The 13244-nt window shown below is 38.4% G+C and carries 13 protein-coding genes; 7 read left to right on the top strand and 6 right to left on the bottom strand.

Annotation, left to right across the window (positions count from 1 at the left end):
• Nucleotides 1–6: 6 nt before the first annotated feature.
• The 7 genes from HCX49_RS16895 (at nt 7) to HCX49_RS16865 (ending at nt 7079) form a co-directional block, all read left to right on the top strand.
• Nucleotides 7–693: an urease accessory protein UreF gene (locus HCX49_RS16895; RefSeq protein ID WP_168127706.1), complete on the top strand. Its 687-nt coding sequence runs from the start codon at nt 7–9 to the stop codon at nt 691–693.
• Between the two features lie 4 nt (nt 694–697).
• Nucleotides 698–1312 carry an urease accessory protein UreG gene (ureG, locus tag HCX49_RS16890; RefSeq protein WP_132840731.1) on the top strand — a complete coding sequence of 205 codons (615 nt, stop codon included), beginning with the start codon at nt 698–700 and terminating at the stop codon, nt 1310–1312.
• A 7-nt stretch (nt 1313–1319) separates the two neighbouring features.
• Nucleotides 1320–2273 carry an urease accessory protein UreD gene (locus HCX49_RS16885; protein WP_168127705.1) on the top strand — a complete coding sequence of 318 codons (954 nt, stop codon included), beginning with the start codon at nt 1320–1322 and terminating at the stop codon, nt 2271–2273.
• Entirely contained in the window at nt 2266–2619 is a 354-nt protein-coding gene (locus HCX49_RS16880; protein WP_168127704.1) for a hydrogenase maturation nickel metallochaperone HypA, read from the top strand. The genes HCX49_RS16885 and HCX49_RS16880 overlap by 8 nt, the downstream gene beginning before the upstream one ends.
• Before the next feature lie 81 nt (nt 2620–2700).
• Nucleotides 2701–3159, top strand: a complete 459-nt coding sequence (locus HCX49_RS16875) for an urease accessory protein UreE (RefSeq protein ID WP_168127703.1) — start codon at nt 2701–2703, stop codon at nt 3157–3159.
• A 390-nt stretch (nt 3160–3549) separates the two neighbouring features.
• Nucleotides 3550–4167, top strand: a complete 618-nt coding sequence (locus HCX49_RS16870; RefSeq protein WP_168127702.1) for a LuxR C-terminal-related transcriptional regulator — start codon at nt 3550–3552, stop codon at nt 4165–4167.
• Between the two features lie 89 nt (nt 4168–4256).
• A complete protein-coding gene (locus HCX49_RS16865; RefSeq protein ID WP_168127701.1) occupies nt 4257–7079 on the top strand; it encodes a collagen binding domain-containing protein in 2823 nt (940 codons plus the stop codon).
• Here the strand turns inward: HCX49_RS16865 and HCX49_RS16860 are convergent.
• From HCX49_RS16860 to HCX49_RS16830, 6 genes are all read right to left on the bottom strand, one after another.
• Entirely contained in the window at nt 7076–8485 is a 1410-nt protein-coding gene (locus HCX49_RS16860) for a hypothetical protein (protein ID WP_168127700.1), read from the bottom strand. The two genes, HCX49_RS16865 and HCX49_RS16860, sit on opposite strands and share 4 nt — an antisense overlap.
• Nucleotides 8460–9257, bottom strand: a complete 798-nt coding sequence (locus tag HCX49_RS16855; RefSeq protein WP_168127699.1) for a hypothetical protein — start codon at nt 9255–9257, stop codon at nt 8460–8462. Before HCX49_RS16855 ends, HCX49_RS16860 begins: the two co-directional genes overlap by 26 nt.
• Before the next feature lie 30 nt (nt 9258–9287).
• A complete protein-coding gene (locus tag HCX49_RS16850; RefSeq protein ID WP_132769576.1) occupies nt 9288–9830 on the bottom strand; it encodes a hypothetical protein in 543 nt (180 codons plus the stop codon).
• 176 nt (nt 9831–10006) lie between these two features.
• Nucleotides 10007–10642, bottom strand: a complete 636-nt coding sequence (locus HCX49_RS16840) for a TetR/AcrR family transcriptional regulator (protein ID WP_168127698.1) — start codon at nt 10640–10642, stop codon at nt 10007–10009.
• A 1283-nt stretch (nt 10643–11925) separates the two neighbouring features.
• Complete coding sequence (locus HCX49_RS16835) at nt 11926–12378, bottom strand: carboxymuconolactone decarboxylase family protein (protein WP_132769572.1); 453 nt, start codon at nt 12376–12378, stop codon at nt 11926–11928.
• Between the two features lie 75 nt (nt 12379–12453).
• A complete protein-coding gene (locus HCX49_RS16830; protein WP_168127697.1) occupies nt 12454–13029 on the bottom strand; it encodes a Crp/Fnr family transcriptional regulator in 576 nt (191 codons plus the stop codon).
• Between the last annotated feature and the right edge of the window lie 215 nt (nt 13030–13244).

Raw genomic sequence — 13244 nt, 5'->3', positions numbered from 1 at the left:
AAGCATATGAATCCATTATTAACGCTGTTGCAGATCAATGACTCGGTATTTCCTATTGGAGGATTTACGCATTCATATGGATTGGAAACCTACATTACAAAAGATATTGTAAAGGATAGCAAATCTGCCGAAGAATATGCAAGAACCATGTTGGAGCATAATTTTTATTATAATGACGCCGCTTTTTTTTCAAAGGCCTGGACACTCTGCGTGAAGCGTGCTTCTAAGCAGAAAATCGCAGCGCTTGATGAACTGGTTACGGTGCTAAAAGCGCCTTATGAAATAAGGGAAGCCAGTAAGAAACTTGGAATTCGCTTTTTGAAATTGACGGAAAAACTACATCCTGTAAAACGCTGTTCTAATTACCTGCAGTCGATCAGCAGCAATGAGCTGCATGGTCATTATGCGTTAGCATTCGCCATGTATGCGCAGGCGTTAAAAATAAGCTATCAGGATGCGCTCAGTGCATTTTACTATAATGCACTTAACGGTATGATGACCAACTGTGCGAAACTTGTTCCGATCAGTCAGATGGATGCACAACAGATTCTTTTTAAACTTCAGCCTTTAATTAACCGTTTGGTTGCTGAGCAACCGAATATGGATGAGGGGCTTATCGGTAATTGCTGCGTGGCGCAAGATATACGCTGTATGCAGCACGAAAAATTATATACACGAATTTATATTTCATAATCATATGGAAACAAGAAACTACGTCAAGGTAGGCGTAGGCGGACCTGTAGGGTCTGGTAAAACTGCCTTGATTGAACGACTGGTAAGATCGATGTCTACTGATTACAGCATATGTGTTGTGACAAATGACATCTATACGCGTGAAGATGCGCAATTTCTTCAAAAAAATTCGGCTCTTCCGGCAGAACGTATTATCGGAGTGGAAACAGGCGGTTGTCCGCATACCGCGATCCGTGAAGATGCATCGATGAATATTGAAGCAGTGGAGGAACTGGCCACCCGTTTTCCGGATACGGAACTGATCTTTGTGGAGAGTGGAGGCGATAATCTGACTTCTACTTTTAGCCCAGACCTTGCTGATGTCAGTATTTTCGTCATCGATGTAGGTGAAGGAGAAAAGATGCCCCGTAAAGGCGGTCCGGGTATTACACGTTCCGACTTATTGATCATTAATAAAATCGATCTGGCTCCTTATGTACATGCCGATCTGGAAGTGATGCGTCAGGACACCTTACGCATGCGTGGCGAAAGACCTTTTATTTTTACAAACCTCATGACCTTGGAAGGATTGGAAGATGTAAAAGGCTGGTTGAAAAAATATGCATTGTTAGAGCAATAAGAATAAGATGGAAAGTGTAATTCAGCTAAACGTAGCTAAAGAGGGAACCTATAGTGTATTGAAAGAAAGCTGTCACAATGCTCCTTATAAGCTCACACATTATGGTGCCCCAAAGCTACAGGAGCATCTGGAAATGATTATCATGAGTGCTTCTCCCGGTATTATGGATGATGATACTTTGGATATTGAGATCAATATGAAAGCTGACACGCAATTGAAGCTTTTTACACAGTCTTTCAATAAAATTCATCCGATGAAACGCGGAGCCCGACAGACAACTGTTGCACGTATCGCGCACGACGCGGTCTTTCATTATATTCCACATCCAGTTACTCCTTTTAAGGATTCGATATTTAAAAATGAAAACAGTGTCTATCTTGAAGGTAATGCAGTTTTGATCTGGGCGGATGTTGTCGGTGCTGGGCGTATACACATGAATGAGGCTTTTTTGTTCAACAGCCTACACAGTACGACGAAGATATACCGCAACAACAAGCTGATCCTGATGGACAACCAGTTCCTGTCACCTGCAAAACAACCGATAACAGGCCTGTTATTCTTTGAAGGATATACGCATCAGGCAACTTTTATTTTTTCGGCCCTATTTGCGAAAGAACTGAAGGAAGAGCTGGATGAAATTATGACTTTGGATTACAGTGATATTACGTACGGTTTCACAAAAGCTGCGGATGATATTGTCATGTTGCGGGCTTTAGGAAATGATGGCGAGCTGCTTTACGATTTTATGGGTATGCTTGGACAATTATGTTGGGATTTTACACAGCATATCAAGGAAGAGTCTATACTTGCAGGTATTGCTGAAGATCAACTTGAGGAAAGTACTAGGGAAGTTGCTCCAGTACCGGTTGTTAAAGAGGTGAAAAAACGGCCTGCTCTTAAAAAAACGAATGCGGTTAAGGCTCGTCCTAAGACGAAAAAAAAGGAGGTTGTGGATGCATGAGCTATCGATCGTAAGGGATATCTTTAGCACGTTGGAGGAAGCTTATCCGGGGCGGATGCAAGATATTATCAAAGTGGAGATAGAGGCTGGATTGTTATGTAATATTCAGCCTATCCTGATTCAGAATGCTTTTGAAGCCTACGTGCTTGATGAAGCGTTGTTTCAGGATCTGGAGCTAGAGGTGAGATTATTACCCATCATTGCTTACTGCAAAGTATGTGCAATGAATTTTGAAGTACATTATCACCGGTTTGTATGTACTTGTGGACAGCCCTCTGACCAGATTATACAGGGGGAGGAACTGCGCATCAGTAAGGTGCTGTTTAATAATAAAACTGGTCATTAAAAATCAATGATATAAAAAATAGATGGCTGTCTTGATTAAGGGAAAAATCTTAAAAATTGCGATCTGTTAATCCGATCTGATATGCTTGTTATAGAAAGAAATTTAATCACTCCATCTGAAATTGATCCTTCGGTCATAGACCTACTGGCGATTGACTGGTATGAAGTCAACAAGACTGTTTTGAGTCGTGAGACAAGGGATGGCCGATTTGTGCGCCTCCATCGGACAGGCGGTACTGCTCTTGATGATGGAGAGTTTGTGTATTCTTCTCCAGAGGTCGCCATACAGATATATATCAAACCATGTGCTTGTATCGTTCTTAAATCTACAGATCTTAATGCTATCGGTCATTTTTGTTTTGATGTTGGCAATCGGCATTTACCTCTATTTTGGTTTGATGATGGGCTAGCACTTGCGTATGATGGACAGCTCTATCCAGCATTAAAAGGGCAATATGGCAACAATGTTGTTATAGAAACGCGCACACTTTCACCAGCCTCTACTTTACAGGCGTTTGGCGCATCATGGTTATTAAGTTAGAAGGTCAAATGGCCTGACTGCTATCTACATGATGTTAAGCTGTCCCTCCGCTTACCAGCCCCAGCCGTTACTTTCGTATCAGGTCACTTTATGTGAGGTTGGAAAATAGAAAGTTAATAGTTAAGATTCTTTCTGCTTAAAGTTTTCATTTGTTGCTCAGGCAAATGATTGATATTTGCTGAATATAAGTTAAGTAATTCTTTACTTCTGAAGAATTAGTTTGCGGAAATACTGATATGGTAGCAGTATTTATACTTAATATTGAAGAAAATGAACTATTTTATCCTTATAAAAAGTTATCTTTAATCAATAGTATAGATGTTCAATAACAAGTTTAAGTTTTGAATATTTTTATAAACCGATCACCTAAATTTTAAGTACAACTGTATTATGATTAAAGTGGGAATTATTGATAACAACGCACATGCTCGAGAAGCTATTAAGCGTATTCTTGTGACACACACGTTGGGTGGCACCGCTATTCCTATAACAATTCTTTTTGATTTGGAATACTGCAATTTAACCCGGGAGGAGAAATCTCCAGTTCCTGATGTGTTGCTGCTCGATATTGAACACCAAGATACCTTGATCATGGAAAAAGTAAAAAAGCTTTTTCCAATGTCTGAGGTGATCATATTGACTAATCTAACGGATGTAAAAATTGTTCGTAAATGTTTTCGAAACGGAGCCGTCAGTTATCTGCTGAAGGATACGTGTATGCAGGATCTTGTGCATGCCATACTTATTACGCTTAATCAAGGTTCTTTTATCAGTCCTACAATCAATAGGGCACTGATCAACCAGGCTTTTAGTTCAAAAAAATACGAAGATCTGCTCACGGCGCGTGAGCTTCAGGTAGCCAATGGTATCGTTGAAGGATTGAGTTATAAGCTGATTGCTGAAGAATATAAAATATCATTAGATACGGTACGTATTTATATCAAACGTGTATATCGAAAATTAAATATCAACAGTAAAGGCGAACTGATTGCGCAATTGTCGATGTAGAGATTATTTCGTAACATGAAGATGTGACTTTATATATTTCTCACTGACCGAATTAAGACTGATTTTTGTTATAATTTGAATTTCCTGATATGCGCATAAAATGTCTGTGGAGTTTCTTGTTTCTGATGTGTTGCTCATGTGTTTTCTTATCCGAAGCGAAAAGTCAACAGGTTGCCGATGTGACCATAAGCTTTGATCAGGATACAGTAAGCGTAACAGGAGGTCAGACATTTTCTAATAAAATCAGTATCCGTAATTTAACGGATAAAACCATCGAACTGATCCCTTCAGCTGTTGAGACGATGTCTTTATCGGGATTAATAAAGCTGCCGCAGCGAATTATATTACAAGCTCGGGAGCAAAAAAGCTACCCATTAAAGTATATGGGTGATCGGAATACCTTAAAAAGCAATCATCAATCTTTTTCAATCGGTTTTTCTAGTGATGATCAATCCATCCGTTTACCCAAACCGGTATCTTTTTTCATCAAATTGAATGATGAAAAAACACTTGTGTTACAAACGGAACAGCCAGCGTATTATTTGGATCTTTCCACCAATCAGGTACAGTTGCTCGTGCAGGCATCAAATTTTGGACTTGTACCGATTACATTTAAGCTTCTTTTTTCAGGCTATCCTCAAGGCTTTACCATTACCGGAGACGTTATGCAGGTTACCTTACAGCCTGGGGGGCAGACACTACTACCTTTAACGGCTACTATGCGGTATAAAAGTAGTTTTCAGGATTTTGACTTTGTCATGCAGGGGATTGATGAAGAGGGCCGAATCTTAGCGGCTAGTCGTGTCCGAATTATGCGGGTTGGAAGTGTTAAGCGGTTTGGAGCTATTAACAATCTTGAAAGTGATTTTATTAATAATACGGTTGCCTTGCAGTACCTCAGTTTAGGACAAGGAAATTCTATTTATCAGTTTCAGGCTTATGGAGATCTGGAGCTCGAAGAAAACAAAAACCTGAACTACAGACTGAATATCGATTATTATCAGGAACAAAAGGCGTTAAATGCTTATGACACCTATATCGATTATCAAGATAAAGACTGGGGCGTTAAAGTCGGGAATATTTATGAAAATCTGGATCAGACGATTAGTGGAAGAGGAGTTAAAGCGAGTTATAAATTTAGTGAAAATCGCTCGATCAGTCTCTACGGAGTCGAAAATAATTATATGCTTTTCAGTCAGCTGCAGAATTTGATTCCTGGCGCGAAAATTATCGGAGCTAATTATGCTGTTCGATCGGAGGATAATCAGGAAAGTTACCTCACCTATTTACATCGTGAACACAGTTATCGTGAGATCAAGAGCGATCAGGTAAGCGGAAAGACTGCAGTCCGGTTCAATGCACAGCAACAATTGGGGCTGGAAGGGGGGTACAGTATGGAGCGTACAGATTATAATGGAAGCAAACATGCCTTTGCCATGGGTATTAATTATAACTATAGCACAGAACAGTATCAGATAATGAGTATGAATTATTACAGCTCACCCTATTATACTGGTTTGCGGAGGGGTTTAATACAGAGTGATACCCGAATCAGTAAGGTGTTAGAAAATAATCAAAGTATCGCTGCCCGGATCAGTTATCTGGATAATAATCCCAAATTTCAGGAAAGGTATAAAGATTATTACATTAATAATCCTAGTCGGATCCAGATTTATGAGCTTGGTTATCATACTGGTCTGGGCAAATTTCAACTGGATTTTAGGCCTTATTTTATTTTTCAGGAAGTGGATTATCAAGGCTTTGGAATTCCAGGTATCGGTCCTGCAAATTGGAAATCAAATGCCATTAGAGGAATCGGTGATATCAATTTTTTTAGTACGGGACATCGCTTTTCCCTGCGCACAGATTATGGCTATACGTATAAGAATACTTCCAATAAGCCGCTTTCTCCCTTTCATTCGTTGCGTGTGACGGGTACCTATGGATATCGGTTTATCGGTTTTAATACCTATATCCAAATAAATCCTTACTACTTAAACGATTTGCTTGCTACAGCATCGGATGCAAATTTTAGAATTTATTCTTTTGGACCTAATATGCAGATCAATAGTTTTAAGGGAACGCTGCAGGCACAGGTAGCGGGTATGTACAGCTATTATGGATTTTCCCGAAGTAATAATTTATCGGTTAACGGAAATGCCAAATGGCATTTAAAAGGGAACTGGAGTCTCACTGCTGACATCTTTTATAATTTTATGCGCAACCGCCTTCCTCTCAATTATCTATCTGAGGCAAATGCTGTAGAAACCATATCGTTTAATAACCGACAGTTTCGAGTAGGTATTGAAAAGAAATTTTCCAAATTTAATAGTGCGAAAGGACATATGTTGCAGTTGTCGTTTTTTGACGACAAGAATAAAAATGGCGTTAAAGATCCTGATGAAGCAACTCCCGAAGCAGTTGTGGTTAAAATTGCCGAAGATGTAGCGAGTACCGATGGAAAAGGACGGGTGAAATTTTTAAATATGGCTAAGGGTTCATATGCTGTCCTTGTTGAAAATAATCAAGGCTGGGTAGCTCAGGGACCCATCAGTATTGTTCTAACAAAAAATCAACGGCTAGCTATTCCTTTGGTGAAAACACGAATTTTAAAAGGTAGAATTAAGCCTATAGCAGGTAAATACCTGCAAACAAATCCGGAGCTATCCGGTATTCGGATTAATGCAGTCGATAAGGAAAGTAATACGTTCACGACATTGAGTGATGCTGATGGCAACTTTACCTTTTTCCTGCCATTAGGGAATTACAATGTAACAATACCGACGGCAGGTATGCCCTTTTCGATTGAAAATCCGAATCAGGAAATTGATCTAAGTGAAAAAGGAACCGTTTATCTCCAAGATTTTAATTATAAAGATGAGCGTAGAAAAGTGGGTATTAAACGTTTTTAAGGAGCCACAAAACTAAAGATGATATTCGTTGTATATGTTCCTGCCGGTTTGTTGAGCAATTTTGAAGTTTCTGATGCAGGAATGCTGTATCTGATATTTAAGGATCTGTCGATTACAGGGTCAGCTCCATTAATAAGTTGCTGTGCGGTGGCAGACAAGGTTACGGTCTGCATACCGGTTTGACCTGGCATCGGTCCTATCCGCATGACATTTAGTGGAACGCTATTAACTCCAGAGGCAAAGTTTGCCGAAGTGGCTCTTACATACACGTTATAAGGCGTGGTTTTACTCAATTTTAAGTGCGCTGGCATATCTTGGTTAACACCGTTCTGGTAATGACTAGCTGTTGAAAAGGTTAAGTTAACTGTTGATTGGTTTGCTATTATTTCACTTAGATCGCTGACCACAACCTCCAGACTGCCAACACCCTGCGCTTGTAAAGTTCCTGTAGGATAGGTAGCAGTTGGCTTGTTCCAGGTGTAAGTGATCGGTACTGAATAGGTTCCTGCCTGTAAAAATCCTGTTTTAAGTTTTGTCGCATCAATTGAGAATGCGTAATTCAATGTCTGCGAATTATTTGTGGGTACAGCAAGTCCAGCAACGGGGGTTAATCCCTGAGCTGTGGTTGATAGTGTTATAGGCGTTGCTGTAGGGATTGCCGTTAGAGTGGTTGCCACTGAAGAAACAGGAGTGACCGGCAGGCTATTGTAAGGCAATGTGGTGCTAAAACTGAAATTTGAATTACCTGTCTGTAAACTTGGTCTATAATTTACGGTGTTTGTAAGACTAAGGGCTTTACTTGCACTAATACCTGCGGGTGTACGATAAAAACTCAAATTGTTAACTAAAATGCTGGTCGTTCCTGCTGTGGTTAATGGCGTTATGAAAGAAGGAACAATAACATTCATCGTATGCGTTGCAGGAGTGATCACATTCCCTCCTAAAAGACCGGGAGCTAAAAAAAACAGCTCAGCAGTATATGTTCCTGCCACCCAAGTGAAGCCAGCTGTAGCCAAGCGTAAATTGTTGAGGACAGTGCCAGAAGCAACACTGGCAACTGCTGCAAATATATTTTGATTGGTTGTGGAAAGTGCAATTTCTGTAAAAGTACCCAAAACCGTGAGATTATTAATAGAGACCAGCTTGATATGTGCCAAATTGAGTGGAGCAGGACCATTACCTCCAAGCGTATTACTGAAATTAGCGGTATTGGACTTGACACCGATTGTAGGCAATAGGCCGAGTGCAGAGGCATAGTTGCCGGATGTGAAATTTTGTTGATAATCTGTTCTTGCGGTGATATTTGCTGCTGGTAGATTCACATTGATTTGAGCCTGTACATGTATGGTGTACAAGCTTGCTGCTAGTGTGAGGGCGCTCTTAATATGTAATTTCTTTTTCTGCAATTTTCAAGTCATATTGAGTTCCGGCATCTAGGATAGCTACAGCGAGGTAGCGTCCTTTGAGTGTTGCTGGTAAATCCAGTTGAATCCATTGTTCTGCCTCGGGTAACATTGCTATTGCAATTGATTTTACCGGGACCTCTTCTCCAGTCTCGATATTGGTCAGTTCGAAACGAACGTAAGCATCTTTATTGATCTGCCCCGTGTTTTTCACTTTAACAAGCATTTTCCGGACGCTATTGCCGCCTTCCGGCGTGATGAGACCTTTATCTTCAAAAGCTAAAAATTCCAGATCTCCAGTTGACAGGCCAGTAGGGACATGATAAATCTGGATGCCCATTTCAAGGAGGACGTTCATGTTCACGCCCTTTTGAAGTTCACCTTTCTGTTCTTTTACCTGTGTGAAAAATAGCATGCTATTGGTTAATACAAGCGAGGTGGCTTCATGCGGAATGGTCATATTGAGATTGATATTTTTAGTCTCGCCCGGTGCTAACCGGACAGAGTTTTCCGATAGCAATAACCATGTGGCATTGGATTGCTTGCGCTGGCCTACAGGGTAATATTTTTTGACACCTAAGGAATCACGATCCCAGTCTTTCATATTTGCTACAAAATAGAATTCGGATGTTGAGGTGTTGCTAAAGGAAATGGTTTGACTGACTGTCTGCCCAGCCTCTCCCTTAAAAAAAATACGGGAAGGCGAAACAGAAATACCCTGAGCATAGGTCAGGGTATTTAGGTATAGAAAAACTAGCGTTAAATAAAATTTCACAGATTAAGATAAAGTGTGCTACTGATTTGTTTACAATTGTGTTGCGGTATACGTTACCGTTGTGGTATAAACCTCTAAAGGTAAAGAAATTAATGAACTTGGATCTGCTATAGTATAGCTGATATTATAAACTGCATTTATTTCTGCATTGGCCGCCGATATAAATTCTTGATCAACCTGTGTTAGTGCCGTTATGGGGGTCAGAGTTCCTCCATGTAGGGTTGCGGCATCAACGGTTATGCCCACTATGCCCAGCGCAGGAAGATTTGTGGTATTAGTTGAGTTTGAAGAGGTAAATAGCCCGTCGGCACTTACTGCTAAATCATAAGGTTTATTACTGATCACCGTGAGATGTCCCGGTTTTGTAACTGTTTTGGAAGCCGTATATTCTGCTGCTGTTCCATAAACAAAGTTGACCGTTGGTGCTGCATCTAAAGCAATGGACAGGACGGCTGCCTGCAAATCAATGTTGACCGTTACAGGGGCAGTACTAACTGATACTTGAGCTTTGGCTTGTTGTCCTAGACATAGCGCGACCAGGGCAAATAAAGATAATATTAGGTTCTTTTTCATAATTCTCATAATTATTATATGCTTAACACTGATTAAAATTAGTGATTATGAGAGGTATATCCAATGTAATGAAGTCACATAATGATGTTATAAAGAACGTGATACTGTTAGGTCGTTGGAGCGTGAGTAGGTTGGAAAGTTCGGGTTCTGCTCCGTCACTTCGTGACTTGGCCACGCTAAACTATGCTATAGGTATCTTCTAATATTTTTTTAATTGTTGTTTTAATTCTTCCCATTCCTTGGTCTGTTGTGAGGTCTATTTCGCAAAATGTGCTATTAGTTGTTTTGGTATGCAGGACAAGATAATAAATACCGGCAACCAAGATACTTGAAATCGCTCTTAGATCTACTTGTTGATCTTTTAGTTCCTGATCGGCTTTGGGAAAAAGTAAGGGGTAAATTTCCTCTCTGTTTGCTATCACGTGAGCCATGAGCTCTGTATTTTCACTAATCTGCCAGAGCACAACTTTTTGCATTTCTTCGTCGTTCGTGAAATGTTCAAGTTGCGTCAATAATAGATTTTCAAGAATGAGGCGTGTACTTGTTTCGGGAGCAGTAGTTAAGAGATTTATCGCACTTTCGTTAATGGTATCCCAATAGTTTTTACCTTTAATATAGGTTTCAATGAGATTGTTTACGGAACCAAAATAAACAGAGACGAGTTTTCTATCTACACCAGCTTCGGCTGTAATATTACTGACCGTTAATCCAGTATATCCTTTATTTTTTAGAACAATTCCAACAGCCTGAATCAGCTTATTCATCGTTCTACTTTTGTTGTTTTTTTCTCCTTGGTAAGTTTTTCTAGCCATTGAAATATCTTAGGTCCTCATCATATAGCTATGCAATATAAGTATTTTATCTGTACAAAAGTTAACCAATGGCTAATATTTTTTGGCTTAAAGCGTTTAAATTCTCGTAAAAGCGTCTGTTGGCATAAATAAGGCGGTTTATATGTGGCAACATGAATCTTGATATTTTTAAAAATTATTGTAATTCAATCAGAATTATCCTTTATTTGAGATAATTTCGATTGTCGACCCCGATCCATAAGCACAATAAATTCTTTTTACCGACCTGTTTTTTTAGTGATTGCTTATTTTATCCCGATCATCATGCTTTAAAAAAAATGCATTCGATTTTATTTTTGGATTATACTAACCTTATATCGGGTATACGTTGCTATTAGTTGAAAATTTCTTTTTTAAATTTTATACATCTTATAGCTGGGCAGAATATACTATTTAGTAATGTTAATTACTTTTTCCACATGCTGTTCACAAAATGGTTAATTGACCCCTAATTTTCATTTTTTTGAATACCGTTATTTTTGTTTTATAAAGGATGTTTATAAAATGTGGATAACATGTTAATATAAGTGGAAAAATTGTACGATACAGGTGATAAATAATTTTGAGAACCTTTAATTGTAAATGATAAATGCCAAGATATCCACATATTGTGAGTAATAGTTGTTTTTGTGTGAATGAAATTGGATGTTGAATAGGTGTGGATTACTTTTTCCACATAATATGCACAATGTTCGATTTTAGTGTTATTTGCGCATATTTTTGACGAATTCAAATTTTTCAGTAATTAAATATCGCTAATGTGTGGATAACATGTTGATAACTCAATAAATTAAAGTTTGGTGTTCGGTGTAAATAGTTTGAATCTCGTCTTTTATCTGCGTTTTATGTTCATAAGTGCATATCTTGTTGATAGAAATTGAATTTTTGTTAATTAACATTATTGAGCTAACAATGTTAATTACTTTCTCCACATATTGTCAGTAAAACTGTGGAAAGCGGTTTTTTGAGGTTGTTTTAGTGCAAATTTCCATTTTGTCTTTCTGTGTTGTTAACAAAATGTGGAAAACGTGTTGAAATGTGTGAATAAGTGTTTCGAAGGAGACTGTATACTTGTTTAAATGTTAGAAACTTATGTGGTGAGTAGGTTTTAACAATTTACTACGTCGCTGGATTATTGTGTCACTTGCTAAGAGGTTAGCAAGTTAAGATGTTAGTAGTTGAGAAGGTAAGTGAGTTGGAAAGAAACCGTAGATAAGAAAATATACGGTTTCTTTTAAAGAGCTTTATCCGTGGGCTTCTTCTATTTTTAGATGGCCACTGATTGCAATTCTGTTCCAGGCATTAATCACTACAACTGCCATGATGATTTGAGCAATCTGATTATCGGAAAAGAACTTTAAAGCTTTGTCGTAGGTTTCGTCAGTTAATCCGTTTTTATGGATTAGTGTTACTTCTTCTGTAATTTTTAGCACTACCTTTTCCTCTTTGGTAAAAATATCATGTGTTTCATGCCATGCACTTAGCAGAAAAATACGTTGGTTTGTTTCTCCGTTTTTCAACGCATCCTTGGTGTGCATATCGATGCAATAAGCACATCCATTAATTTGAGAAGCACGAATTTTAATAAGCTCTTTTAGCGATTTTGAAATCGGAGCTTGAGAGATATACGTTTCAAGGCCCATCATTGCCTTTAATGCATTGGGTTCTACCGAACCGATATTAATACGATTTTGCATAGTTTTATTTTTTTTAATATTTATTGTTAACAGTACAAAAATGGGTATTGTAAAATTTTAAAAAGTTAAACTGGTTTAAGAAACACTTTTCTTCCGGATTTCACTTAAATATTCTGGCGTAAAACCAAGAAAAGAGGCAATAAGATATTGAGGTACTCTTTGTACAAATTCAGGGTGTTTATGCGCCAAACTTAAATAAAACTCCTCTTTAGATAATGAAAAAAGATAGTGTACGCGCAACTGTGCGGCGGCATATGCTCTTTGATAGATAAATCGAAAATAGCGTTCCATAACCGGAAATGCAGCTAAAAGTTTTTCTTGACTTTCCTGATCTATATATAGCACTTGCGTTTTTTCTACTGCTTGAATGTAACAGGACGTCGTTTGTTTATGCTCATATGCAATATTATCGGTGAGCCACCAGGTTTCGATAGCAAATTCTGTCGTTTGTTCGGTACCTTTTTCATTGATAAAGAATTTACGGAGTAAACCATGAACAACAAAATAATGGTGCTTGCAAACTTGGCCTTCCTGCAGTAAATTTTCTTTTTTGGCGACCTGTTTTGTGTGAAAATATTTCAATATTTCATGAAACGTCTCATCATCAATCGTAACGAATTTTTCTAAATGTTTTCTGAATAACTCCGACATGGTATGCTTATAGATTTTATATCTAAAGTTAGGAATTTAAATATTTACTCTTGCTCCCCGGTAGACGTGAATATTTTATGATGTTAAACGCTAGTGGTTCTTTTAACAATCATGAAAATGTTAATCTCATTTGCGCGTTGTTATTGAGGAAGTTACAGTGGTTTTAAGGTAGGTGTCTTTCTGGACAAGATGAAGATTGATTGACCGTACCATAC

Source organism: Sphingobacterium sp. B16(2022), from assembly GCF_012030425.1.
In the GTDB taxonomy this organism is placed as follows: Bacteria; Bacteroidota; Bacteroidia; order Sphingobacteriales; family Sphingobacteriaceae; genus Sphingobacterium; species Sphingobacterium anhuiense.
The sequence above is the reverse complement of the archived record's forward strand: the minus strand, read 5'-3'. Positions and strand labels throughout refer to the sequence as shown.

What these genes read in the sequence shown, in the direction of transcription:
- HCX49_RS16835 (WP_132769572.1), bottom strand. Translation starts at nt 12,378, where the DNA reads ATGCAAAATCGTATTAATATCGGTTCGGTAGAACCCAATGCATTAAAG.
- HCX49_RS16850 (WP_132769576.1), bottom strand. Translation starts at nt 9,830, where the DNA reads ATGAAAAAGAACCTAATATTATCTTTATTTGCCCTGGTCGCGCTATGT.
- HCX49_RS16875 (WP_168127703.1), top strand. Translation starts at nt 2,701, where the DNA reads ATGCTTGTTATAGAAAGAAATTTAATCACTCCATCTGAAATTGATCCT.
- HCX49_RS16870 (WP_168127702.1), top strand. Translation starts at nt 3,550, where the DNA reads ATGATTAAAGTGGGAATTATTGATAACAACGCACATGCTCGAGAAGCT.
- HCX49_RS16885 (WP_168127705.1), top strand. Translation starts at nt 1,320, where the DNA reads ATGGAAAGTGTAATTCAGCTAAACGTAGCTAAAGAGGGAACCTATAGT.
- HCX49_RS16865 (WP_168127701.1), top strand. Translation starts at nt 4,257, where the DNA reads ATGCGCATAAAATGTCTGTGGAGTTTCTTGTTTCTGATGTGTTGCTCA.
- HCX49_RS16830 (WP_168127697.1), bottom strand. Translation starts at nt 13,029, where the DNA reads ATGTCGGAGTTATTCAGAAAACATTTAGAAAAATTCGTTACGATTGAT.
- HCX49_RS16895 (WP_168127706.1), top strand. Translation starts at nt 7, where the DNA reads ATGAATCCATTATTAACGCTGTTGCAGATCAATGACTCGGTATTTCCT.
- HCX49_RS16840 (WP_168127698.1), bottom strand. Translation starts at nt 10,642, where the DNA reads ATGGCTAGAAAAACTTACCAAGGAGAAAAAAACAACAAAAGTAGAACG.
- HCX49_RS16880 (WP_168127704.1), top strand. Translation starts at nt 2,266, where the DNA reads ATGCATGAGCTATCGATCGTAAGGGATATCTTTAGCACGTTGGAGGAA.
- ureG (WP_132840731.1), top strand. Translation starts at nt 698, where the DNA reads ATGGAAACAAGAAACTACGTCAAGGTAGGCGTAGGCGGACCTGTAGGG.